19 protein-coding genes and 3 pseudogenes are annotated in these 23,579 nt (G+C 70.5%); 14 read left to right on the top strand and 8 right to left on the bottom strand.

Annotation, left to right across the window (positions count from 1 at the left end):
* Positions 1-139: 139 nt before the first annotated feature.
* The 3 genes from ACZ56V_RS38660 (at position 140) to ACZ56V_RS38650 (ending at position 2,093) form a co-directional block, all read left to right on the top strand.
* On the top strand, positions 140-655 hold the full coding sequence (locus ACZ56V_RS38660; protein ID WP_468948458.1) for a SigE family RNA polymerase sigma factor: 516 nt from the start codon (positions 140-142) through the stop codon (positions 653-655).
* A 150-nt stretch (positions 656-805) separates the two neighbouring features.
* A complete protein-coding gene (locus ACZ56V_RS38655; protein ID WP_468948456.1) occupies positions 806-1,324 on the top strand; it encodes a SigE family RNA polymerase sigma factor in 519 nt (172 codons plus the stop codon).
* Complete coding sequence (locus ACZ56V_RS38650; RefSeq protein ID WP_468948454.1) at positions 1,311-2,093, top strand: hypothetical protein; 783 nt, start codon at positions 1,311-1,313, stop codon at positions 2,091-2,093. The genes ACZ56V_RS38655 and ACZ56V_RS38650 overlap by 14 nt, the downstream gene beginning before the upstream one ends.
* Before the next feature lie 276 nt (positions 2,094-2,369).
* Here the strand turns inward: ACZ56V_RS38650 and ACZ56V_RS38645 are convergent, their stop codons facing one another.
* Genes ACZ56V_RS38645 through ACZ56V_RS38635 form a run of 3 tightly spaced genes read right to left on the bottom strand, consistent with a single transcriptional unit; the run spans position 2,370 to position 4,183 of the window.
* The gene (locus tag ACZ56V_RS38645) at positions 2,370-3,050 is read right to left on the bottom strand and encodes an ABC transporter ATP-binding protein (RefSeq protein WP_468948452.1); all 681 of its coding nucleotides are present in this window, start codon (positions 3,048-3,050) and stop codon (positions 2,370-2,372) included.
* Complete coding sequence (locus ACZ56V_RS38640; RefSeq protein WP_468948450.1) at positions 3,047-3,265, bottom strand: hypothetical protein; 219 nt, start codon at positions 3,263-3,265, stop codon at positions 3,047-3,049. Before ACZ56V_RS38640 ends, ACZ56V_RS38645 begins: the two co-directional genes overlap by 4 nt.
* Positions 3,266-3,274: 9 nt before the next feature.
* Positions 3,275-4,183 carry an ABC transporter permease gene (locus ACZ56V_RS38635; RefSeq protein WP_468948448.1) on the bottom strand — a complete coding sequence of 303 codons (909 nt, stop codon included), beginning with the start codon at positions 4,181-4,183 and terminating at the stop codon, positions 3,275-3,277.
* 57 nt (positions 4,184-4,240) lie between these two features.
* Between ACZ56V_RS38635 and ACZ56V_RS38630 the strand changes: the two genes are divergently transcribed.
* Positions 4,241-4,831, top strand: coding sequence for a TetR/AcrR family transcriptional regulator (locus ACZ56V_RS38630; protein ID WP_468948447.1), 591 nt, complete (start codon positions 4,241-4,243; stop codon positions 4,829-4,831).
* 25 nt (positions 4,832-4,856) lie between these two features.
* Here ACZ56V_RS38630 and ACZ56V_RS38625 read toward each other — a convergent pair whose 3' ends face one another.
* Positions 4,857-5,813, bottom strand: coding sequence for an MBL fold metallo-hydrolase (locus tag ACZ56V_RS38625; RefSeq protein ID WP_468948445.1), 957 nt, complete (start codon positions 5,811-5,813; stop codon positions 4,857-4,859).
* A 324-nt stretch (positions 5,814-6,137) separates the two neighbouring features.
* Between ACZ56V_RS38625 and ACZ56V_RS38620 the strand changes: the two genes are divergently transcribed.
* Positions 6,138-7,475 carry a fumarylacetoacetate hydrolase family protein gene (locus ACZ56V_RS38620; protein WP_468948443.1) on the top strand — a complete coding sequence of 446 codons (1,338 nt, stop codon included), beginning with the start codon at positions 6,138-6,140 and terminating at the stop codon, positions 7,473-7,475.
* 45 nt (positions 7,476-7,520) lie between these two features.
* Here ACZ56V_RS38620 and ACZ56V_RS38615 read toward each other — a convergent pair whose 3' ends face one another.
* Both ACZ56V_RS38615 and ACZ56V_RS38610 read right to left on the bottom strand, forming a co-directional pair.
* On the bottom strand, positions 7,521-8,015 hold the full coding sequence (locus ACZ56V_RS38615) for a hypothetical protein (RefSeq protein ID WP_468948441.1): 495 nt from the start codon (positions 8,013-8,015) through the stop codon (positions 7,521-7,523).
* Between the two features lie 125 nt (positions 8,016-8,140).
* Positions 8,141-8,698 carry an RNA polymerase sigma factor gene (locus ACZ56V_RS38610; RefSeq protein WP_468948439.1) on the bottom strand — a complete coding sequence of 186 codons (558 nt, stop codon included), beginning with the start codon at positions 8,696-8,698 and terminating at the stop codon, positions 8,141-8,143.
* A 315-nt stretch (positions 8,699-9,013) separates the two neighbouring features.
* On the opposite strand from ACZ56V_RS38610, the pseudogene ACZ56V_RS38605 reads away from it, so the two are divergent.
* The 4 genes and pseudogenes from ACZ56V_RS38605 to efeB form a co-directional block, all read left to right on the top strand.
* A pseudogene (locus tag ACZ56V_RS38605) lies at positions 9,014-9,373 on the top strand (DJ-1/PfpI family protein); the annotation flags it as partial.
* Positions 9,374-10,787: 1,414 nt separating this feature from the next.
* Positions 10,788-10,928: a hypothetical protein gene (locus ACZ56V_RS38600; protein WP_468948437.1), complete on the top strand. Its 141-nt coding sequence runs from the start codon at positions 10,788-10,790 to the stop codon at positions 10,926-10,928.
* A gap of 14 nt (positions 10,929-10,942) precedes the next feature.
* A pseudogene (locus ACZ56V_RS38595) lies at positions 10,943-11,337 on the top strand (fic family toxin-antitoxin system, toxin component).
* A 161-nt stretch (positions 11,338-11,498) separates the two neighbouring features.
* Positions 11,499-12,803, top strand: coding sequence for an iron uptake transporter deferrochelatase/peroxidase subunit (gene efeB, locus ACZ56V_RS38590; RefSeq protein WP_468948435.1), 1,305 nt, complete (start codon positions 11,499-11,501; stop codon positions 12,801-12,803).
* A gap of 1,032 nt (positions 12,804-13,835) precedes the next feature.
* Here efeB and ACZ56V_RS38585 read toward each other — a convergent pair.
* Positions 13,836-15,300, bottom strand: a pseudogene (locus ACZ56V_RS38585) (NF041680 family putative transposase).
* A 159-nt stretch (positions 15,301-15,459) separates the two neighbouring features.
* A complete protein-coding gene (locus ACZ56V_RS38580) occupies positions 15,460-18,231 on the bottom strand; it encodes a SpoIIE family protein phosphatase (protein ID WP_468948433.1) in 2,772 nt (923 codons plus the stop codon).
* A gap of 690 nt (positions 18,232-18,921) precedes the next feature.
* Between ACZ56V_RS38580 and ACZ56V_RS38575 the strand changes: the two genes are divergently transcribed.
* From ACZ56V_RS38575 to ACZ56V_RS38555, 5 genes are all read left to right on the top strand, one after another.
* The gene (locus ACZ56V_RS38575; protein ID WP_468948431.1) at positions 18,922-19,380 is read left to right on the top strand and encodes an endonuclease/exonuclease/phosphatase family protein; all 459 of its coding nucleotides are present in this window, start codon (positions 18,922-18,924) and stop codon (positions 19,378-19,380) included.
* 120 nt (positions 19,381-19,500) lie between these two features.
* Positions 19,501-20,268, top strand: a complete 768-nt coding sequence (locus tag ACZ56V_RS38570) for a transposase (RefSeq protein WP_468948430.1) — start codon at positions 19,501-19,503, stop codon at positions 20,266-20,268.
* Positions 20,269-20,366: 98 nt separating this feature from the next.
* On the top strand, positions 20,367-20,603 hold the full coding sequence (locus tag ACZ56V_RS38565; protein WP_468948428.1) for a LuxR C-terminal-related transcriptional regulator: 237 nt from the start codon (positions 20,367-20,369) through the stop codon (positions 20,601-20,603).
* A gap of 174 nt (positions 20,604-20,777) precedes the next feature.
* Positions 20,778-21,689, top strand: a complete 912-nt coding sequence (locus tag ACZ56V_RS38560; RefSeq protein ID WP_468948427.1) for a CPBP family intramembrane glutamic endopeptidase — start codon at positions 20,778-20,780, stop codon at positions 21,687-21,689.
* Positions 21,690-22,024: 335 nt separating this feature from the next.
* A complete protein-coding gene (locus ACZ56V_RS38555) occupies positions 22,025-23,113 on the top strand; it encodes an endonuclease/exonuclease/phosphatase family protein (RefSeq protein ID WP_468948425.1) in 1,089 nt (362 codons plus the stop codon).
* The last annotated feature ends 466 nt before the right edge of the window (positions 23,114-23,579 follow it).

The following is a 23,579-nucleotide window of genomic DNA, read 5'->3' as shown; positions in this document are numbered from 1 at the left end:
CGGTCGGCTTGTGACGTCCACCACATTTCACGGAGTCAGGGCCGCCGCACCCCGGCCTTCACCCGGTTACAGGGGCGGAGGCAGGCGGCGAGGGCCGTCCGCCCGGCCCGGACAACATGACAGACGAGGAGCACAGCGCATGCGGATCAGTAGCGCGGCGGAACGTGAGTTCGGTGAGTTCGCGGCGACCCGCCGGCCGGCTCTCCTGGGTTACGCCCGCACCCTGGCGGGCGGGGACCGTCACACGGCCGAGGACCTGGTGCAGGAGTCACTCGTCAGGCTGTGGCTGGTCTGGCCCCGGATCGCGCACGGCGCACCGGAGGCCTACACCCGGCGGATACTGGTGCGTGCGGCCGCACGCGCGGCCGGACGGTGCTGGCGGGGTGAGCAGCCCACAGAGAGAGTGCCGGAGCCTGCCTCCGCAGCCGACTCGGCAGACCTGGTGGAGGCCCGCCTCGGGCTGACGGCCGCCCTGACCCGTCTGCCGCGACGGCAGCGGACGGCCGTGGTGCTGCGCCACTACTGTGACCTCCCGGAGAGGCAGGTCGCCGACGACTTGAACTGCGCCCCGGGGACGGTCTCTTCGCTCACCTCACGGGGCGTGGCGACGCTGCGGTCACTGATCAGCGGCGCCGATGCGGGCTTGGCGGCGTGAGCGGTGGGCCGGGCGCTCACCTCCGTCGCCGACGGCGCGGACACACTCGGGGCAGGGGGCGGGCCGGGGCCCGTCACGACGCGGTCGCCGGGCACCCGGAGCGCCTGGGGCGTCCGTCCCAAGCTCGGTCGCGAGGGTGAAGGGACACCGGTGAAAGGCTCGTCGTCGGACTTCGAGGCCTTCGTCGCGGCACGCGGTCCACGGCTGCTGCGCGCGGCCTGGCTGCTGACGGGCGACGCCCACCTGGCCGAGGACCTGCTGCAGACGGTACTGGCCAAGCTGTGGCCCAAATGGCACCGGATCGCCGACGGCAATCCCGAGGCCTACGCCCGCAAGGCCCTGGTCAACACCTTCTCGTCGTGGTGGCAGCGACGGTGGAGGGCGGAGGTTCCGCACCACGAAGTGCCCGCGTCGGCCGCGGCGGACGCGTTCGCGGGGGTCGATCTGCACCACTCGCTCGCCGCCGCGGTGCGTGCCCTGCCGGCCCGGCAGCGGGCGGTGATCGTGCTGCGCTACTTCGAGGACCTGAGCGTCGAGGAGACCGCCGGGATACTCGGCTGCCGACCGAGCACGGTCAAGAGCCAGGCCGCCAAGGCACTGCGCACGCTGCGCGACCTGCCGGCCCTGCACACGCATGCGCAGGAGGGAGAACACGGTGTACGACGCTGACGAACAGGAAGCGCGGGAACGGCAGTTGCGCGAGTTGCTGGAGCGAGCGGTGCCGAGCCTGTCGGCTCCGGCGGACCGCATGCGCCGGGTTCACCGGCGCGTGAGGGCCCGCAGACGACGGCGCGCGGCCTGGGCGGCGGGCGTGGCGTGCGGGACGGCAATCGCCCTGCTCTACGGCTCCCTCGTCGTCCAGCCGCTGCGAAGTCAGGTCGCCGCGCAGTCCCCGCACAGTCATCGGACCCACCTCGCGGACGGAGCGCTCAGTCTCGATCTGCCCAACGGCTGGTACGCGCGTGCACCTGCGGACCGGTCCGCCACCGTCGGCGTCTATGTCGCCAACAGGACCTTGCCTGCGACATCGTGTCGCCTCATCACCGACACGGACGACTACCGCTGCCCGCCCTTGACCGGGCTTGCCGAGGGAGAGGCTCTGATCTTCTTCCGTCACGCAGAAGTCACGGGAGCCTTCGACTCGGACACGGCCCTCGAGCCCAGTCCGTACCCACGGCCGGGCAAGGGCTGCCGTACGCTCGGAGGGGACCAGGAGTGGGGCGGCGCGGGGAGTATGTTCCTACTGGGCTCCAACCGGATAGGAAAATTCCCCTTCGTTCGTGTCTGTCTCAGGGACGTGTCGGACACGACTCTCGCCGAGGTCAAGGCCATCATCGACAGTGCGGCCTACGACGACACCACGTCGACACGAGAACCGCGGGGCGCGGCCGACGGCCGTGATGTGAGGCAGTCGAGCGACACTCGGGCGGGATCGTGACACGCAGGGTGGTGCCGGGCGTTCTGGCGCTGCCGCTGGTGCGGGCTTCGCCTGAAGCCGCTGGGGCCGGCGTACTGCTCGCACCAGGTCTCCGGTGTGCGGTGAACCCGGGGCAGGAGCCCCAAGGTCCCATGTGATCCGCGGTGGAGCGGGACATGCGTGCGCCTGCCCGCCTGCCGACGGGCTGGCGGGCGGGTGGGCAGGCGCACGGTGGGCCGACGTGGTGGCGGGGCCGGCCCGGGAGTGGTCTCTTCGCCGGTCGGCGCTGCCCGGCGGTCAGAGCGGGCTGTCCGCTCCGGCGCGCAGCCGGGCCATGTCGACCACGTGGTCCGCCGCGTCCACCACGACCGGGTCGTGCGTGGCGACCACGGTCACGCAGCTGTGGCGACGGGTCGTGGCGACGAGCAGGTCCACGAGGCCAGCCGCCCGCTCCCGGTCGACCGCGGCCGTCGGCTCGTCGACCAGCAGGACGTCCGGCTCGAGCAGCAGTGCGCGGGCGATGGCGATGCGCTGCCGTTCCCCGCCGGACATCTGGTCGGCCCGGTGCCGCAGCCGGTGCCCCAGACCGACCTCGCACAGCAGCTCGGTGGCGCGGGCGCGTACCGCCCGCGGTGAGCGGCCGGCGACGGATGCCGCGGCCAGCAGTTGCTCGAGGGCGGTGAGGCCGCCGAGGAGATTGCCGCTCTGGAAGACGTAGCCGACCCGCTCCCGGCGCAGCCGGGCTTGTCGGGCGGGGGACAGTCCCGCGATGTCGGTGCCGTTGAGCAGCACCCGGCCCGCGTCCGGCCGCAGCAGTGCGGCCGCGACGGCCAGCAGGGTGGACTTGCCGGACCCGGAGGGGCCGACCAGCGCGGTCAGGGCGGCGGGCGCGAAGCTCACGGTCAGCTCGGTCAGAGCGGTGACGCGGGACTCGCCGCGGCCCAGTCGTACGGTGACGTCGAGAAGGTCGAGGCTCATCGGCCCGCTCCCAGCATGGTCATCGGGTCTACGGTGGTCACCTTGCGGAGCGTGACGGCGGTGCCGGCCAGGCCGACCAGGCCGACCGTCGCCATGGTGGCGACGAGTGCTCCGGCGGGGAGGCTGAAGGGGACCTCGGAGCCGACCGCCAGGCCCAGCACCGCGGCCAGCACCGCGGCCAGTGCCGCTCCGACCGCCGCTCCTGCCGTCACCACGGTCGCGGCCTACGCGAGGGTGTGACCCAGCAGCCGCGCCCGAGAGGCGCCCATCGCTCGCAGCAGCGCGAGTTCGGGGCGGCGCTGCACGGTCCACACCGCGAAGAAGGCGCCTACGACGAGCGGCGCGACGGCGTAGAGGAACGCCTGGATCGAGGTCATGGTCAGACGTTCCCCGGTGTAGCCCGGAGCAGCGGCGTAAGCGTCCTCGACGGTCACGGTCCGAGTGCTCAGGGCCCGGTCCGCCCCGGTGAGGTCCGCTCCGTCTCCGGCCTTGAGAGCGACCGCGCTGTACTGGTTCGGCGGCCGCACATCGGCGGCCCGCGTGCCGGGCGTGGCGAAGCGGATGCGCTGCCAGGTCTCGACCGGCAGATAGGCGACGGGGACGTGCCCGTACGAGGAGCGCCCGGTCGTGCCGGTCACCTCGAGTTCGAGACCCAGGCGGTCCACGGTCAGGGTGTCGCCGACGCGTACGCCGTCCTTCACGAGCTGCTGCGAGACGACGACGCCGAACGGTTCACCGGCGGACAGGACCGTGCCGGAGGCGGCGCCGGGGTCGAGGAACGAGCCGGGCTCGACACCGAAGGCGGCAAAGTCCACCTCCACCTTCCGATCCGTGGTGCCACGGGCGATGGAGACGCCCAGCGGGGTGGCCTCGACGCCGCCGCGCTCGCGCCAGCCGTCCAGTTCCGCCTCGTCCACCAGGCTGCGGGCGAACTGGTCGGAGTCGGCCCCGCGGTCGAAGGCGAGGTGGGGCGCGGGGAGTCTGCGCAGCGCGGAGATGGTGTCGTCGCCGAGTCCGGTGGTGAAACCGCTGACGATTCCGACGAGTGCGGCGACGAGGACCACGACGCTACCCATCAGGAGAAAGCGGCCACGGGCCACCTTCAGTTCGAGCAGAGCCAAGTATGGCGACACGACGTCCCCAAGTGGGGGTCGACCCGCGCCGCGTCGACCGCCTCATACACTGACGACGTGCCCAAGATCCGTGCAGCCTCCGTCGCCGACCACCGGGTCCAGCAGCGTGCCGCGCTGGTCGCCGCGGCGCGCGAGATCCTGGAGGAGGGCGACGCCTCGGCCGTCACCTTCGCCGCGGTGGCCGCCCGTACCGGACTGGCCCGCAACAGCGTCTACAAGTACTTCGCCGACCGCGGACAGCTACTGGCCGAGGTCGTGCGCGAGTCCGCGCCCCGCTGGACCGCCCGGATCCGTGCCGAGATGACGGACGCCCAAACCCCCGAGGAAGCCGTGGCCGCCTACCTACGGGCGCAGCTGATCCTGGTGCGGGACGGGGAGCACCGCATCGCCCAGGCGCTGGCCGGCGACCGGGACGCGGTCGTGCTCAGAGAGGGCGCGGCACAGGCGCACGCGCAGATCCTGGAACCCCTGATCGCCGCGCTGACCGACCTCGGTGACGAAGCGCCGCACCGCACGGCGCGCCTGCTCCAGGGCTTCGTCAACGCGGCCACCACAGCGGTGGAGTCCGGCGACGACTTCGACGCCGTGACCCTGCCCGCGGTCCGCCTGGCCACGGGAGCGGTGGCCTCGCTCGCGGGACCGCGGTGACCCGGCCCGGCACCACCGTCGACCGTTATCGACGCGGTCTGACGCGCTGGAGGTCCTGGCCGACGACGACCCTGCCGTCGTAGCCGCGCTGCGCCCACCGTTTCCACTTGCGCGCATCGATCGGGTTCGCGGCGACCTCGGAGATGTGCGAGAGCACGAGCGTGCCGACTTCGGCGCGCTGGGCGATCGGGCCGATCTTCTGGACCTCCACGTGGGACTGGAGGAGGTGGTCGACGAAGACCTCGGGTGCTTGCAGGCCATCGACGCTGATCGCCTCGTGCACGAGGATGTCCGACCCCCTGGCCAGGGTGATCACGTTGTCGCTGTACGTGGTGTCGCCGGAGAAGGTCACCGAGCCGTGGTCGGTGTCGAAGCGGTAGGCGAACGAGGGGAACACCGGTCCGTGCGGCACCAGGATCGCGGAGACCCTGACGCGGTCGTCCTCCATCACCACGAACGGCTCCATCGGCGGTGCGGTGTTCGTGTGGTCGGCTCCGACCCCGGGCAGTTCGATCTCGTGGACGTCGGCGAGCCCCCGGACGTCCTGGATGCCCCTGTCGCGCAGGAACACGTTGGTGCTGTACGCGTAGGCGGCGTGGCACCGGTCGGTCAGCGCGGCCAGGCCCGGGGTCGGGTCGTCCGGTGTCACCGTCGGGGCGTCCCCGCCGCCGAACTTCGGCGGGAGCCCGCCGGCCGGACCGGGGCCGTGGACGGGGACCGGGCCGGTGAGCTGGTCGCCCTCCTGGTTGGGGACGCTTCCGCCGAGCAGGAAGAAGTTGTAGTAGTCGGCGACGTGGTCGGCATGCAGGTGGGTGATGAAGATGCCGCTGAGGGACGCCAGCGTGAGACCGGCCCGTATGTACTGGGTGACGGCCGAGCGTCCGCAGTCGACGACGTACGTGGCGCCGTCGACGACGAGCGCGCTGGAGATCCCCGCCCGCAGCGGGTCCACGGGCGGACCCGCCTTGGTACCGAGCAGCACATGGTCATCCGCCTTGCCGGGTGAAGGGGTTGAAAGGTGGGAGACGAAAGGGCGCGCCGAATCGCCGGGAAGACTTGCACGGGCATTCGGGTCCGGCAATGAGGCCGAGAAATCCACCGGGTGGAAGGTGGTGCAGGTCACGCAGGATTGGGGTCGCTTCCGGGGAATCGCGCCCAGACGGCCCGGACATCCCATACACGTTTCCTTGGAGGGTTCCATGGTTTCCTGTATGGCGGCGGGCGTGGCCGGGTCCGTTGACAATCCCTGAGGGGCGTGAAATGCACACGGGCAAACGGCACCTGGCAGTTCGCCCCCGGGGTGTCCGTGGCCACCCACCTCAACCTCGCGGTGACCGTCGAGGGGACGGGACAACGGCTGGTCTGCCTGGTGCCCCGGTCGGCCCTGCGCATCAGCGACAACTGGGACATGCTCGGCCTGCGCGCGACCTCCAGCCTCGACTACCGGGCCGAGGTGCTGCTGGTCGGCGACACGTACGTCTTCGCCGTGGGCTCGCGTTCTCCGCGCGGCCGCGCCGCGAACGGGCCGAGCCCCGCCCTGATGGCCGGCCTGCACCAGGCGGCCTGGTCCCAGGGCGTCGGCCGGCGCATGCCCGACGAGCTGCGCGAGCTGACCCGCCGCAAGGACCCCTCCGAGGGGCCCCCGGTCACCAGCGACGAGTTCTTCGCCGAGTTCGCCCGCCACTACTCGCACGTGCGGGGCACCCAGGCCCTGCTGCGGGACACCTGGCGGGACAACGAGGCCGCCCTCGCGGCCGGCGCGCAGCTGAACGACGAGCAGGAGACGATGTCGCGCCTCGCCTGCAGCCTCGCCACCCGGACCGCGCTGGAGATCAGCCAGCTCGTGCACCGCTTCGCGGGCGCGCAGGTCATGCGGGACGGCGTCCTGCAGCGCTTCTTCCGCGACAGCCACGCCGGAAGCCAGCACCGGGGCTCCTCGCACATCGTGACGCAGAAGTGCGGCCGCATGCTGTCGGGCGCACCCTGCCCGCCGGTTCGCACTGGGGGTTCCTCGACCTCGTCGTCCCCGAGACCACCGCCGCCGGCGCCTGAAGAAGGGGACCCGGATGAGACTGGCAACGATCCGCACACGCACGGGAACGAGCGCCGCCGACTCGACGGTGATGTGTTCACGGAGATACCCGGCCATGCCGACGTCGGCTCCCTGCTGGCCGACGAGGACTGGCGGCAGGTCGCACGGACGGCCACCGGCGGCCAACGGCACCGCCGGGACGAGGCCGAGCTGCACACACTGGTTCCGCATCCCTCCCACGTGCTGTGCGCGGGACTCAACTACAAGGAACACATCAAGGAGATGGGCCGCGAGCTGCCGGCCCATCCCACGCTCTTCGCGAAGTTCGCCGATACCCTGACCGGCCCCGCCGATCCGGTGGCGCCCGTGCCGGAGGATCCGGAGATGGACTGGGAGGGAGAGCTGGCCGTCGTCGTGGGGCGCACCGCCTACCGGGTGCGGGAGGAGGAGGCGGGCCGGTACATCGCGGGATTCACGGTGGCCAACAACATCTCGATTCAATACCTGCGGCCCCGTCGGCGTATCCCCGGTGAACGTCGTCTCTTGCGGACCGGGGGCTCTCCGGCGTCTTGCGATCCACGGCACTGGGCAACGCGCGTTGGACGTTCATAGTGCGAAACGCCTCAGGCGAGCCCAGCCCAGCCCTTGGGGCAGCCCCTACTTACCCCTGCCCGGCAGGCTGCAAGCCGGGACCTTCGTCACCAGCCAGTCCGTCATCGCCCGGACCGTCCCGTCCTCCTTGAAGTCCGCTACGAGGAGCAGTGTCGCGGCGGGCCACATCGTCCCACCGGAGGACTTCTCGGTCCCGTCCGCCGTCGCGTCCGGCTGCGGGGTGACCATTCCCTTCGGGATCGCGTCCGGGTAGATGCGGACCTTCCCCGGGTCGGAAGGATAGGTGAGCACTGGAGATGCGGTAGCCCAGAGGCCGGTAGCGGCCCCGGGGCGCCCCGCGGCGCAGTTCTTGTCTCCCTGCAGGGCAACCGCCCGGATGCCGAGCTTCTTCAGCTGTTTCTGCAGGCCGGGCAGGCCTTCAGGGCGGTTCAGGTCAACGATCACCGAGCCATCGCCCTCCTGGGTGATGGCGTAGGCGGGCGCAGCGCCTGAGCCGCTCACCGCCGGCAGGATCACCGCCGCCGCGGCGGCCGTGGCCACTCCCGCGGCCATCAGTGGAACGCGCAGGCGACGGACGGGGGACGGGGGGGCGGGAACGGGCGCGGGGGCCGTGGCCCTGGCCGACAGCTCAGATGCCAGGCGGTTCTTGAAGCTGGTGGGCATACTCACGAAACAACCTCCAAGGTGCGTTCGGTTCGTTCGCTGCGGTCGGTACGTCCGGTGTGAGCGTGTGCGGTTCCGGAGAGGAATTCGGCGCGCAGCGCACGTCTGGCGCGATGCAGGCGGACCCGTACGGTGGCCCGGTTGATGCCGAGAACTTGGGCGGCCTCGCGCGGGGTGAGGCCGTCGGCGGCGACCAGGTCGAGGACGTCGCGCAGCGGCTCGATCAACGCGCTGTGCCGCTCGACCAGCTCGCGCGCCGCCCGCTCAGCGTCGATCTGCTCGTCGAGCGCCGCGACGTCCTCCTCGTCCAGCAGTCGGTGCCCCTTCAGCCGAGCCACCGCCTTCTGTTCGCGGGCGCTTCCCCGGTAGTAGGAAGCCAGGACTCTGCGGGCTATGCCGTACAGCCAGGCAGCGGGCTCTCCCCGCCGCGGGTCGTACTGCCCAGCGGCCTCCAGGGCGGCGAGGAAGATGTCAGCGGTGAGGTCGGCGGCGAGCTGCGGGCAGCTGGTACGCCGGGTCACGAAGCCGAGGACGGAGTCGAAGTTCTCCTCGTAGAACACCGCGAAGCCACCGGCATCGCCCCGCGGCGGCGCCGTCCCACTCGCACGTTGTCCGGACCCCAGGGTCCGTTCGGATGTAAAGGGCACCCGTTCCTCCAAGGTGGTCGGTGATCCCCTCCACCCACTACTTGGGCGCCCCCCGCAAGACTGTTTCACCAACGGCCACTCTTTTCCGGAGCGTCGACGCCGAGGTGGCGTGGCGCCAGGCCGACAGAAGTGTGATCGTCTCCTCGACTGACGGGACGCTCTGCAACACGCGCCAACCGCTCACCGCATCCTCGACCGGATCGGCCGGGGCGGCGTGGCCACACGCGGCTGCGCACAGTCGACCGCGCCTCCATGTGGACGACCTCGGTCTGCACGGGTTCCCTGATCCTCGCCGCCGCCGGAGTCCTCAAGGGCCGCCGGGCGACGTCCCACTGGGCCGCGCTCGATCACCTCGGCGAGTTCGGGGTGACGCCGTCGAAGGAGCGGGTCGTCTCCGCGGGAATCGACATGGCCCTGAGCCTGGCCGGCCTGCAGATGGGCGACGACGTGGCGCGCACCGTTCAGCTCATCATCGAGTACGCGCCGAAGCCGCCCTATGACGCGGGATCCCTGGACTCCGCGCGCCCGGATATCGTCAAGAAGGCGACGGAAAGGCTTTCCGCACGGTTTCCCGACAGCGAGTGGTGACACCGGGCGGGCGCCCTGTCCTGTCCCGGTGAAGGCTCATTGAACGCGTCCACGGCCTCTCAGGGCTGGACGCCGATGTCGATCCGACGAAGCCCGGCTGCTGTTTGAACTGGAGAGCCGCTTCGCCAAGTACGACGCCGGCCCCACCGGCCCCGACGCCGAGGCCAAGAGGGTGGAGTTCCTGAAGACCGCGAAGGACATGCGGCACAAGCCAATAGTGATCGCCCACCACGCGTCGCGCTCCGCGACCGGTCTCGGCGTCTGGGGCCAGCACACTCCGCGCGAATTTCCGCAACGGCAACAACGCCGCACCGGACGTCTACGTGGGCTTCGAGGGTGCTCCCGGGCACCAGGCGAGACTGTACCTCGGCCGTGCGCGCGGCGGGCACGGCAGCCACCCGATGTACGGCGGCTTCAACCAGATGACCGCTGGGTGGGCGGTCTGTGGGACCCACTGCTGGGCGAGGGCCGCCGCCGGCGGATCACCGCCACGTCCGTCTGCCACGTGCACTGGACCCGCGGCGGCTCCGAGTATACGCCCGGCAGGACTACGCCGACATCATGGACGGGCTCCGCAACGGCCGGATCTGGGTGGGGACCGGAGACCTGGTCACCGGCCTCGGCCTCACCGTCTCCGGCCGGCACCGCACGGCCGTCACGACCGCGACCGGGTCGACAGAGAGATCCGGTTCCGGCCCCAGCAGGACAAGAGCGCCAACGGCGACCGTCCGCAGGTGCGTCGTGTCGACCTGATCGTCGGGCAGGCCACCGGACCGGTCTCCGACCTCGACGCCGACACCATCCCACCACGAAGGTCGTGGCTCAGTTCGGCCCGCGCGACGGGCACCGGCGCGGGCACGACCAAGTCATCAGGCACACCCTGCGCGACGTGGGGACCGACCTCTACGTGCGGGTGCGCGGCACGAGCACCGACGAGGCCGAGCCGCTCGCCGACGGTCTGGAGCGCCTGGGACGACCTGTGGTTCTACTCCAACCCCGTGCTCGTGGAGGCCCGCTGACCTCACGGCCGCGCACGTGCAACTGCGCCACGCGCGCGGCCATACCGGTCCCGCAGGATGAGCGGTCGATCCCTCCCATGAGGAACGCCGTCCAGCGTGACCGACCGGACTGATCTGTTCTCGACGAGGACCTCGGCCACGACCGGGCAGACCGGCGTGTCGAGCCGCACCAGGTCACCGGTCCCACCACGTCCACTCGTCCCCGTCCGTTCCGAAGCGAGTACTGGCCCACGAATCGGTATCACGGGTACCATCGGTACCATAGCTCATCCCAAGGCGATGAACCTCCGCTTTCCCGACCCCTCCCAGCGCGCGGCGATCGAGTCGGCCGCGCGGCAGGAGGGCGTCAGCCTGCAGGAGTACATCCTGTCGGCGCGTACGCGCGCGCCACGGCCGTGGAGAAGCACTTCCTCGACGCGTTCCGGCAGTCGATGGCTCGCAACGGCGACGCCTTCGCGGAGGCGGTCGACTCCGGCACCCCCGGTACTCAGCGGCGCGCGGCGGAACGGGACGCATGGCAGCACCTCGAACGTTAGCGGGACGACGCTGTATGAGCCGGAACGAACCCCCGCATCCGCTGGATGTGGCGTTCCTGCTGCGCGCGGCCGAGCTGCTGCCGGGCGATCCGCAGTCGACGACTACGGCCCGCTCCACGCGGCCGCCGCCCGGGTCGACGCGCGGGCCCTGGAGCGGGACATCTACGGCTCCCTGTACCTCAAGGCGGCCGCGCTGCTCCAGACGCTGGTGCGGCTGCCGTGTCTGGAGCACTCCAACGAGGCATTCGCATGGCACTCCGCAGAGGCCTATCTGGCTCTGAACGGGTGCCGGCTCGACTATCCGCCGAAGGAGGCGGTCGCCCTGGTCCGGGAGGCCGGCACCGGCACCGGCGGCGTCGGCGTCGGCGTCGGCGTCGGCGGTCGGCTGCGTGCGTGGGACGTTTCCTGACCGGGCTGCCCGCTTCCGCGGAAAACGGTGCCGTCGGGCCGACCGAACCGGAGTCGGTTCAACACCCTCGGTCCGGCGCGCGTATCCCCCGGTGAACGTCGTCTCTTGCGACCCCGGCCGTACGCCAACGCCCGACGTCGCGCCGGGATGTCGCGGATTGGTTGGTCCTCGCCACGTCCGAACACCCCACGCCCACGGTTCCGGAGGGCGCCCCCCGGGCCCCCGTCCTCCCGCCGTGTGCGAGGGGCGCGGCGGTCGTGTCGCGCCGGCGGTTGCTCGGCACGGCCGGGGCCACCGGGGTGGTGCTGGGGACCGCGGGTGCGCTCGCCGGGCACGCGACCGCCGCACCGGCGGGCGACACCCCGCTGGCCTCGGTCGGTTCCGGGCAGTCGTCCTTCCACGGCAGGCATCAGTCGGGCATCACCAGTGACCTGCAGTCCTCCGGTCACCTCGTCGCTTTCGACCTGGTGCCCGGTTCGGGCCGCAGGGAGGCGGCCGCGCTGCTGCGCCGGTGGTCGGCGACGGCCGAGCGGCTCATGGCGGGCAAGCCGGCCGGGGACGGGGACACCGGGGTGTCCCTGGACGCCGGCCCGGCCTCGCTGACGATCACTTTCGGTCTCGGCCGTTCCTTCTTCGACCGCACGGGGCTGGCGAGTCGGCGTCCCGACGCGCTGGCTCCGCTGCCTCCCTACTCCTCCGACCGGATCGACAAGTCCCGCAGCGAAGGGGACCTGTGGGTGCAGATCGGCGCCAACGACTCACTGGTCGCCTTCCACGCGCTGCGCGCGATCCAGAAGGGCGCCGGTTCCGCGGTGAGGGTGCGGTGGCAGATGAACGGCTTCAACCGCTCGCCGGGCGCCACCGACCGTCCCATGACGGCCCGCAACCTCATGGGCCAGGTCGACGGCACCCGCAACCCGCGGCCGGACGAGAAGGACTTCGAGCAGAAGGTCTTCGTCCCCTCCGACGGCGAGCCCGACTGGATGGCGGACGGCTCGTACGCCGTCGTACGCCGGATCCGCATGCTCCTGGACGACTGGGAGAAGCTGTCCCGCGGCGACCAGGAGAAGGTCATCGGGCGGCGCAAGGCCGACGGGGCTCCCCTGAGCGGTGGCACCGAGACCAGTGACATGGACCTGGGGAAGACCCACGCGGAGGGTGACCTCACGGTCCCCTTCACCGCCCACGCGCGCATCAGCCGCCCCGACTACAACCAGGGCGCGACCATCCTGCGCCGACTGTTCTCGTACCACGACGGATTCGGCGAGGACGGTACGCCGAACGCGGGCATGCTGTTCGTCTGCTGGCAGTCGGACCCGATGCGCGGCTTCGTGCCGCTCCAGTTCCACCTGGACCGGGGCGACGCGCTGTCGCAGTACATCCGGCACGAGGCGAGCGGCCTGTACGCGGTCCCGGGCGGGGCGGCGAAGGGCGAGTACGTGGGCGAGCGACTGCTGGAGGGGTGAGTACCTGTGTCAGAACCGCTGATCTGTGACGTTCTGTAGCAGGTTCGGATGAACCGAGCGCGCTCTAGTTTCGTTCAAAGTGATGACCTGCAGGCTACGTCCGAGGAAGGTATCATGCCTCAAGAATTCACAGAGCTTGAAATTGAACATGCGGTAGCGCTAATGGCTGCAACAGATGCTTGGGAGAGGAGCCGCGCCCGCCGCAACGGAGAGATCGTGGCAGCAGGACCACCTCGCCCGCACGAGCTTGAGACGGCTCGCTTTCGGGCAGCCGCTATTGAGACGCTTTCGAATCCCAATGGGCATGTTCTTGCTTGTACACGTCGCGCTATCGTAAACGGTTACCGGGGTGGCCCCCTGACTGAGCAACAACTCTTTCAAAGCTTGCCGCCGAATGCTGAGCAGCGGATGACTGCCCTAGGCGCCGCCCTCTCGACGGACAGGCCACCTGCGTACAGCGCAGGGCAGTCCATCCCGCCCCCCTATTCAGCTTCACAGTACCTGCCACTTGCACCTCACTCCGATCCTTCTGGTCAGAACAACCAAAGGCCTTCTAGTCCGCCGCCGTCCTATTCTCGTTCCAACTCCCCGAGCGGCCAGAGCCGCCGCCGCTAATCTCGGGTCCTCTCGACGGGCTGCCGCCTCCGTCGGCAGCCCGTCTCGCGGATTCCATTCCCAGGCCATCGGCAAGCCCGCCAGGTCCTGGTAGATAAAGAACAAGCTGAACTTGCCGTTTAACCTCGGCGTGAGATGAGTCGGGCGAGTGACTGTGTGGGCCAGCAGAGCCAATCGAAGAGAGGGCTGGTGACCACGAACCAGTGGACGCTGATGCGGCCCTGTTCCTTCTCCAAGATCAGTGGCGCCCCATCTCGGTAGATGTAGCGAAGGTACCGGCGGCGGATTGGTGTCCCGGCTATCAGCAGCACCGGTGAGGCGACGAGGATGGCCACCGGCACCAGGGCTCTCGCGGTGGTGAGCTTCGCCTTCTCCTCGTATCGCATGCGCTCAGTGTGCTGATCCTTACCGTTGTTGTCAGCCTGTTCTGCGGGGTTTGGTGCCGACCTTGTGGTGCGCTGGCCTGCTGTATGCCTCGCCGGTGGCGAGCACTCTGCCGACTTCATGACGTATGGTCCGGCGGCGGTTTTTCGAGCCCGGCGGCCGACCCGGGCCGGGACGGGATGGTTTCAGTGCACCGGCTGGGGAACCGGTCCTCGCGTGCAGGTTTCTGAACCCTCTGCGGACTCGGGATGGTGTGAGTTTGTTCGGCTCGACTGGCTTCTCCCACGGCCTGCGGAGGTCGGTGGCCAGTCGGCGGGCCAGCCGGAGTTGGGCATAGGCGGCGATCACCAGCCAGGTCCACCGGTCGGCCGCTTCCGAGCTTCGAAGTCGGGGCCTGGTCCAGCCGAGTGTCTGCTTGAACAGGCGAAACGTGTGCTCAATGTCGAAGCGACGGAGGAAGGACTGCCATCAGCGGTCGACGTCCGCCCCGGTGGCACCGGTGCCTGACCACCACAGCCAGACCGGCTTGTTCACACCGCCGCTGAGGAGCTTCTCCACGACCAGGCGGACGACGGTGCCCTCGATGATGGGCAGCGGTCCGTCGTGATCGAGCCAGGCCGCCCGCCGGGTAAGCCGTGGGTGCAGCCGGTCCCACGCCTGCGCGGTTGCCTTCCCGTAGAGCCGGGTGTCCGTGATCGTCACGGCCTGCTCGCTGCCCCAGGTGCTGGGATCACCGAAGACGAACTCGCCGCCGTGCTTGGGCGGGCCGGCCGCCCTTGGGGTCATAGACCCTCGCTGGTGTCGGCCGCCGCATCACGCGGTCGGACCGTAGCCGTCCGAGGATCTCGACTGGCAGCCCGGCCAGCAGATGGGCGATGCGAGGGGCGTCGTATCCCGCGTCCAGCACGACCAAGACCTCCGGGTTACCCGGCTGCCACTGACCGGCGGTGACGATCCGCTCGACGACCTCGCGGATCTGCACCGCGGTCACTGCGGCGACGTCGGCGCCTGGCTCCAGGCGGATCGCGTCCAGCACCGCCGTCCAGGACGTGCGGCCGGTCTCCAGCGCGGCCACAATCGAGTACGGCCAGCCAGGCACCATCTGATGCTTGCCCTCACCCCGCCCGGATGTGTGGCAGAAGGACAGGTCAGCACAGGTATCGGCGTCGGGCCTGAGCCAAGGCGAGACGTCCACGGCCAGCACCAGCCGACCGTCCGCTGCCCTCGGCAGTCGTGTCCCGGCCAGAGCTCGACGCAGTCAGCCGACGTCGATCCGCCCCCGGTTGAGCCCGCCGTACAGAGCTCCGTGACCACGACGGTGTTCGGGAGCGAGCGCGAGATCGACCAGCGTCCGAACCGGTCCGTCCATGCACAACAGCGCGTCACACAACTCGAACAACGCGTCGCCCCGCGCGGTCATGCAGGCGTACAACTCCGACCGGAAGCGTGACACTTCCGCGAACGCATCCCGCAGGACCCCTTGATGCACCAAACTCACGACCACGGCCTTCACGCTGTTCCTATGCCTCTGTGACGGAGCACAGGATCAGACGAAGGCCGCCTTCATGTCCGCTGAACTGCGAAAACGCCGATCAAGTTCGAGCCGCGTTCGACGTCGGACCATAAATGACAAGCTGAGCGCTCCTCCGTCGTACCGTCACAGCACGTCGTCGTCGAACTGGGCGAGGAGAGTGTCAGCGGTGGCGTCGGCCTCGCCGCCGGCCGCGTCGGCGTACGGAGTCAGCTCGGCCCAGATAACCTTGCCGTCCGGCGTGTAGCGCGTGCCCCAGCGCTGTGCGTAGTGCGCCACCAGAAACAGGCCGCGTCCGCCCTCGTCGGTTGTCGCTGCCCTGCGCACACGCGGGGATGTGCTGCCCGCGTCGGACACCTCGCAGGTCAGGGTCGTGTCGTGGAGCAGACGCACTCCGATAGGTTCGGTCCCATACCGGATCGCGTTCGTGAGCAGTTCGCTGAGGATCAGTTCCAGGGTGAAGCCCGTCTCCTCCACACCCCACTCCCGCAGTCGTCGCGCGCACTCCCGGCGCACACCGGCCACCGCCCGCGGGTCCGTGGGCACGTCCCACTGCGCCACCTTTGAGGCATCTAGCAGTCGGGTGCCCGCCACCAGCAAAGCGATGTCGTCCAGCGGGTGCTCCGGCAGCATGGTGTCGAACACCGCCTGACACGTCTCCTCCGGAGTACGGCCCGCCGTCCCGTGCAACGCCCCGTGCAGCAGCGCGAGTCCGCTGTCGATGTCCCGGTTCCTGTCCTCGATCAGCCCGTCGGTGTACAGCACCAGCTTCGAGCCCTCGGCCAGGCGCAGCTCCGCCGTCTCGAAGGGGATGCCGTTGAGGCCCAGGGGAGGGGAGACCGGCACCTGGGGGCAGTCGATGATTCCGTCCGGGCGCACCACCGCCGGTGCCGGGTGTCCGGCCCGCGCCATCGTGCAGATCCCGGTCACCGAGTCGTAGACCGCGTACAGGCACGTCGCCCCTGTCACTCCCGCGCCCTCGCCCGGCTCCTCGTCGGCCCTCTCGTCGGCGTCGATCCGGATCACTAGGTCGTCCAGGTAGGCCAGCAGCTCGTCCGGCGGCAGGTCGAGCGCCGAGAGGTTGTGCACGGCGGTCCGCAGCCGGCCCATCGTCGCCGCCGCGTGCAGGCCGTGGCCGACGACATCGCCGACCACGAGTGCCACCCGGCTGCCGGGCAGCGGGATGACGTCGAACCAGTCCCCGCCCACCCCCGCCTCCGCCGGCAGGTACCGCCAGGCCGCCACCAGCGCGTTCTGTTCCGGGATCCCCCTCGGCAGCAGGCTGCGTTGCAGTGTGACGGCCATCGCGTGCTCACGCGTGAACCGGCGGGCGTTGTCGAGGGCGACCGCGGCCCGCGCCGCCAGTTCCTCGGACAAGGACAGGTCGTCCTCCTCGAAGGCGGGAGCGTCCCCCGTGCGCCAGAAGTGCACCATGCCCAGCACCGCGCCCCGTGCCCGCAGGGGCACCGTCACCAGCGAGCGCAGACCGTACTCCGGCATCGCCCGCACCTGGTCTTGATCCCGGTCCAGGCCCAGTCCCTGCGCCGGTGGCGGGGGACCGGCCACGTCGCCCGGCGCCGTCTCCACTACAGCCCGCCCGGACTCCAGCGCTCGGCCCGGTGCCGTCCCGACCGTGATCAGCTTTCCCACCGGGGGCAGCGCCGATGTCTCCGCCGCGCCGCACAGTGCCGCACGACGCATCCGTCCCCATGCCTCGGCGGTCGGCTCCTGCCCTCTCGGCACCGTCTCCAGCAGGTCCACGGCCGCGACGTCGGCGAACCGCGGCACCGCCACCTCCGCCAGCTCCTCCGCCGTGCGGGCCACGTCCAGCGTCGTCCCGATCCGCACCCCGGCGTCGTACAGCAGCGTCAGTCGTGCCCGGGCGACCTCGGCCCGTCCTGAAACCGCCGCCAGCTCCGTGGTGTCGCGCAGGGTCGCCACGCTGCCGGGCTGCCCGCCGTGAGGAGCGGTGATCCGCTTGTTCACCGCGAGCAGTCGATCGCCCGCCGGCCGCACCTCGTCCGTGACCGGCTCGACCGAAGCGAGCATCCGTTCCACGCCTTCGTCCAGACCGAGCGAGCTGATCGGACGGCCCTCCACGTCTGCCGGCAGGTCCAGCAGTCGCCGGGCCTCGTCGTTGGCCAGCACCAGCCGCCCGTCGGGCCCCGTGATCAACACACCTTCCCGCACCGCGTGCAGCACCGCGTCGTGGTGGTCGTACATCCGGGCCATCTCCACCGGGCCCAGGCCATGCGTCTGGCGGCGCAGCCGGCGCGCCACCAGTGCCGTCCCAGTCGTAGACACGATGAGGGCGACGGCGCCGGTGCCGAGGATGATCGGCAGCTGGTTCGCGGCCATACTGGTCACGCTACGGACCTTGAGCCCCGAGGACACCACACCGATCACCGAGCCGTCGGCCCCGGTGACCGGTACCACCGCCTGGACGACGCGGCCCGCGGGGGTGTCGAGTGTCTCGACGAGGACATGACCGTGCAACGACGGTTCGATGTTTCCGACGAACTTCTTGCCGATCCGCTCGGGGATCGGGTTGGTGTAACGAATGCCGTGCGTGTCCGTGACGGTCAAGAAGTCGACACCGCCCCTCTTCCTGAACGCCTCGGCCCGCGGTTGCAGTACCGCGGTCGGATCCGGCGACTTCAGCGCCTCCTCCATGCCCGGAGCGTTGGCGAACGCCTCCGCCGCGGTCACCGACTGCCGCCTGGCCTCCCTCGTGCTGTCCCGATGGGCCTGCAGGATCAGCGCCGTGACAGCAGCGGCGACCAGCAGCACCACGATCCCGATCTGGAGGAGGAACACCTGTCCGGCGGCACTGCGCGGACTCAGCAGGGCGCGAGGTCCTTCACGGGGACCGGAAGCGGAACGGAACAGTGCCTTCATGACCATCCCTCGCGCGATACACGCGTCGAGAAGTACCCCACGCGCTCGTACGCCGGAGGCCTTCCATGCGAATTTTACTTTCTGGCAGGGAATTTTTCCCTTTTATACCGTCTTCTTTGGATTCGATGGCGGATCTTCAGGCCTTGGACGAGCGGGCCGAGCCCGTACTCAAAGAGGCGGTCGAAGTCGGTACCGGCGAGGGTGGACGGAGTGGCGTCCAGGTGGGGTGGCGCTCCGGCGACGCCACGGCCCGCAGCGCACCGGGAGCCGACGCCCCGACCCGCTCGTTCCATGTCCCGGCCTCGACCCCCGCCTCCGCCTCCGCGGTCTCGACGGCTCCGCCAGCATGTCGCCCCGGCCAGCCGCCGCATGGTCAGCACGTCCAAACCTGGGCGGTCCAGCAGGTCGAGGGACACCCGCAGGGCCCGTTCACGTTCCCTTCGCGGCAGCCCGGGGCGGGTTGACGGGGAGGACAAGGAGGACAGCGGCAATTGCTGATCAATGCTCATGCGATTCAAGCGCGGGCCGGCCTCGCGGGCGTACGCACCCGTGTCGTGGAGCGCCGGACCTGCACCGACACCGACGACCCGCCTGCCTTCTGTCTGCACGTCCGCGATCGTACGTCGGTGGATGCCGTGCACCCGCCCCGTCGGCTGCCCGTACACCGGACGCCGCACTGATCGTCCGATCATGCCGTGGAGCCGGTCCGTACGGGCCACGGTGCACACCCCCGAGGGCCCGCTGGCCGTCTACGTCGTCCACCTCCCCTCCGTCCGCGTCACCACGGCCGGCTTCACCACGCGCGCACGGGACGAAGCACTCGGCCGCCTGACCGCGCACGTGAGGGCCGACAACCATCGACGCCTCGTCATGATGGGAGACTTCAACGGATCCACCGACGACCGCGCGCTGCAACCGCTCACCACGGCGATGGACTCCGCCCAGTCGACGGCGGGCCATGGTTTCGGCTTCACCTGGCCGTCCGGCTTCCCGATCACCCGCATCGACCAGATCCTCACCAAGGGCGTCGAAGCCACCTCGGCCTGGACCCTCCCGGCGACAAAGAGCGACCACCTCCCGGTCGCGGCCCGCATCGCCCTCCGCCGGTCGCTGGCCTCCGGGCCCGGGAGGTGCCGTCGGAGACGCTGATCAGATGTCCGGCCACCGTCCGGTTCGGCGCAACGCCGGAGAGTCCGCAGGTAGAATTCCTGACTCAGGAGACTAGAGGTTGTCCCGTAACCCATGTGGCGGGTGGTGCGTTGACCGGGCATGGGTGGGGTGATCTCAGCGGATGATCCGAAGTGGATCGAGCCGTTCTCCGGGCTGTCCGAAGTACAGTTCGCCAGGTTGGTGGCATTGGTGCGGCGCCGTGGTGGTGACGTTCAGCGCGGCCGGCCTTGGCGGCTGCCGTTGGAGGACCGGGTGTTGCTGGTGGCAACGTACTGGCGCACGAACCTCACATTGCGGCAGGTGGCGCCGCTCTTCGGAATCTCGAAGTCCGCGGCCGACCGCGTCCTGGACCACCTCGCACCTCTGCTGGCCATCTCGCCGCCCCGCCGGCCGCGCAAGGACACCGTCTACATCGTCGACGGCACCCTGGTGCCCGCCCGCGACCGCAGCGTCGCCGCGTCCAGCAAGAACTACCGGTACTCGACCAACCTTCAGGTCGTCATCGACGCCAACAGCCACCTGGTCGTGGCGATCGGCCTGCCGCTGCCCGGCAGCCGCAACGACTGCCGGGCCTTCACCGAGTCCGGCGCCGACCAGGCCTGCCGTGGCGCCCCCACCATCGCCGACGGCGGTTATCAGGGCACCGGCCTGCTCATCCCGCACCGCAAACGACGAGGTCAGAGCCACCTCAGCCCACGGCAGGAAGCAGAGAACGCAGTCCACCGCCGGGTCCGAGCCCGGGTCGAACATGCTCTGTCCCGGCTGAAAAACTGGAAGATCCTGCGGGACTGCCGACTCAAGGGCAACGGCGTACACCAGGCCATGCTCGGCATCGCCCGGCTTCACAACCTGGCCCTCACCGGATAACTCACACCCCATACGGGACAACCCCTAGGCGCCGGCGGCTTCCTCAGCGACGACGTGTCGACGGACGCGCTACTCGACTCCATCCGCAAACGCGCGAGGTGACGGCCCTGGTGGCGACCGGGCAGTCCGACCACGAGATCGCCCAACGACTCTTCCTCAGCCCGCTGACCGTACGCATCCACGCCCGGCGCGCCAAGACCAAACTGGGCGCCGTAGCCGCGCCCGACTGGTTGCATGGCCTACCAGCCGGGGCTGCCCCAGCATCCGCGCTGAAGAAGCGCCGCGCGACCGCCGGGCCGACCGTTCACTCGTGGACCCCGCTGCGGGGCCGGTAGCGGCCCCCGGGCTCGGACGGCCGCCACCCGCTCGGGTCCCCGGGCTCGAGGGGGTACCCGCCCCCTCGGGTACAGCCTGCTGTACGTCCACTCCGGGAGTGCACGGGAGTGATCCACGGGTGCCGAGCTGGTGTGCTGATCACACCGCGCCAGCCCGTCGAGAAAGGCCTCCCGGTGATCACTCACACCCCCGTCAGCCCGATGGCTCCGCCCGAGCCCCCGGCCGCCCGACGCGGCTGGCGTGGCAGCATCCGCCGCCGCCCCCTCATCTGGTTCTTCACCTTGGCCTACGGGCTGAGCTGGGCGGCCTGGGCCCCATACATCCTGTCCGAGAACGGCACCGGTGTTTGGGACTTCGCCTTCCCCGGCGGCACCGCGGGCTCCCAGCTCCTCGGTGTCCTGCCCGGCGCCTACCTCGGCCCCGTCACCGCGGCGCTCCTGGTCACCGGCATCACCGAGGGCCGTGCGGGCCTCAAGGTGTGGCGCGGCCGTATGACCAGGTTCCGTGTCGGCCTGCGCTGGTACCTGCTGGTCCTGCTGTCGGTACCGACGGCCTTGGTCCTCACCTCGGCCGCGCTGGCCGGCCGGGCCCCCGCCCTTCCGTCCGCCACACTCCTCGCCGCCTATCTCCCCGCCCTTGTTGTCCAGATGGTCACCACCGGCCTCGCCGAGGAACCCGGCTGGCGCGAGTTCGCCATGCCCCGCATGCAGAACCGCTACGGCGCCCTCACCGCCACCCTCGTCGTCGGCCCCCTGTGGGGCGCCTGGCACCTGCCGCTGTTCCTCACCGAATGGGGCGGCGGCCCGGACGTGTCCTGGATCGAGCCCGCAGAGTTCATCGCCACGACCATCGCCTTCAGCGTCGTCATGACCTGGGTGTTCAACAAGTCCGGCGAGAGCATGCCCCTGGTCATGCTCCTGCACTGCGGCGTCAACAACTATCTGTCCACGGCCTGGTCCGACATGTTCCCCTCCCTGCACACGTCGGACGCCGCCCACGCGTTCTTCCTCGCCGCCGTCGCGGGTGCCACGATCCTCCTCCTCGCCACCCGCGGACGCCTGGGACAGCCCGAACCCCTGACATGAGCGAGCCGCCCCGCCGCCGCAGGGGCGCACCCCTCGGCGACTATGCGGGGCGGGGCGATCCCCGGTTCGACACGGGCCGGGCTCCGGCCGGGCGGCGGGACGGAGGTCCGCGCGGCCCTCCCTCGTCACCGCCGCTTTTCACCGTCGGCCGGGCAGGCGGTGTTCAGCCTGGCGCCATCGGACGGTCGACGCGTGTGAGCAGCATGCGGTCGTACACAACCCTGGCCGCGGGCCTGGCCGCAGCCGATTCCTGACCCCGAGCGGGATACCGACCTCGGCTCCGACTCCCCCGAGCGCAGTGGGACCAGGACGGACGGAAGAAGAACCGAGCGAGCATGGCGACAACGCGACCAGCGAACGACGCGGAAGCTGCAGCAACCAAAGCGACCGGGACCACCGGGCCGGCGAGCGAGGCGGGAACCGCAGGGTCGCCCAACCCGATCCTCGCTAAGCCGAGGTCAGGGCGGCTGCCCCGACGGGCACCGTCGCGGCCGTGGGTCCAGTGCCATGGCCGAGGAGTCCTGACCGCCTCCTGCAGCGTCCTTCTCACGCTGCTCCTCCTCTGCCACAGCGGGATCCCCAACACCCCAGGCCGACTGGGCAGTCTGCTGGACACCCTGCTGCCCTGGACGGCCCTGGCCATCCCGCCCCTGCTGGTCACGGCACTGCTGCGCAGAGCGCGTCCGGCCCTGGCAGCCCTGGCCCTGCCGACCGCCGTCTGGACGACGCTCTTCGGTCCCGCTCTCGCTCCCAAATCCGTGCCGGGCGGCGACCTCACCGTGGTGAGCCACAACGTCAACCAGGACAACCGCGACCCGCAGGGCACCGTACGCAGCCTGCTCGCGGCCCGCCCGGACGTCCTCGCGCTGCAGGAGCTGAGTCCCCGCACGGCATCCGCCTATCAACGCGCCCTGGCGGCCTCGTACCCGTACCACTACTACGAGGAGACCGTCGGGCTGTGGAGCACCTATCCGCTGCACGACGCCCGCGCCGTACCGATCATGCCGTGGAGCCGGTCCGTACGGGCCACGGTGCACACCCCCGAGGGCCCGCTGGCCGTCTACGTCGTCCACCTCCCCTCCGTCCGCGTCACCACGGCCGGCTTCACCACGCGCGCACGGGACGAAGCACTCGGCCGCCTGACCGCGCACGTGAGGGCCGACAACCATCGACGCCTCGTCATGATGGGAGACTTCAACGGATCCACCGACGACCGCGCGCTGCAACCGCTCACCACGGCGATGGACTCCGCCCAGTCGACGGCGGGCCATGGTTTCGGCTTCACCTGGCCGTCCGGCTTCCCGATCACCCGCATCGACCAGATCCTCACCAAGGGCGTCGAAGCCACCTCGGCCTGGACCCTCCCGGCGACAAAGAGCGACCACCTCCCGGTCGCGGCCCGCATCGCCCTCCGCCGGTCCTGATGCGCCCCGGGTTCGCTGGAGGTCCGTCAGACGTCGACGAGCCGTTCAGCCATACCGGCGTGACGGTTCTCCCCCGCCGAGTAACGGCAGGGCCCAAGGGCGAGCCCCTCTCTCGTCGGTTCCGGCAGGGACGCGGTGGCGCCCGGCCGGGGACGGCGGGAACACGGAGGTAAGGAGGCCCGGGAGTCGGCGCGGCGTAGAGCCGCCCGGCCCGGGCTGGGCCGGGCGGCTCCGCGCCCTACGGGTTCAGTGGTCCGGGACACCCCCGCGCGAGCCGGGCCGGCTCATGGACGGGCCGGGGTCGCTCTGCGGGACATCACGATGTCGCCCCACCGTTCGGCGAAGGCGCCATACATGTATTGATCACGAGCGTTGTTAACGCCGATGGGGCTTGATCATGGCGAAGACCTCCGGTGTGGTGGAGCTGTCTAGGACTGCACCGCACGGAGGTCTTCGTGTCCCACCG

Source organism: Streptomyces sp. NPDC034099, assembly GCF_055575415.1.
The sequence above is the reverse complement of the archived record's forward strand: the minus strand, read 5'-3'. Positions and strand labels throughout refer to the sequence as shown.

Bases quoted from the DNA above. Each gene is read 5' to 3' on its own strand.
- ACZ56V_RS38580 (WP_468948433.1), bottom strand. From the start codon at position 18,231: ATGAAGGCACTGTTCCGTTCCGCTTCCGGTCCCCGTGAAGGACCTCGC.
- ACZ56V_RS38575 (WP_468948431.1), top strand. From the start codon at position 18,922: ATGCCGTGGAGCCGGTCCGTACGGGCCACGGTGCACACCCCCGAGGGC.
- ACZ56V_RS38555 (WP_468948425.1), top strand. From the start codon at position 22,025: ATGGCGACAACGCGACCAGCGAACGACGCGGAAGCTGCAGCAACCAAA.
- ACZ56V_RS38645 (WP_468948452.1), bottom strand. From the start codon at position 3,050: ATGAGCCTCGACCTTCTCGACGTCACCGTACGACTGGGCCGCGGCGAG.
- ACZ56V_RS38660 (WP_468948458.1), top strand. From the start codon at position 140: ATGCGGATCAGTAGCGCGGCGGAACGTGAGTTCGGTGAGTTCGCGGCG.
- ACZ56V_RS38570 (WP_468948430.1), top strand. From the start codon at position 19,501: ATGGGTGGGGTGATCTCAGCGGATGATCCGAAGTGGATCGAGCCGTTC.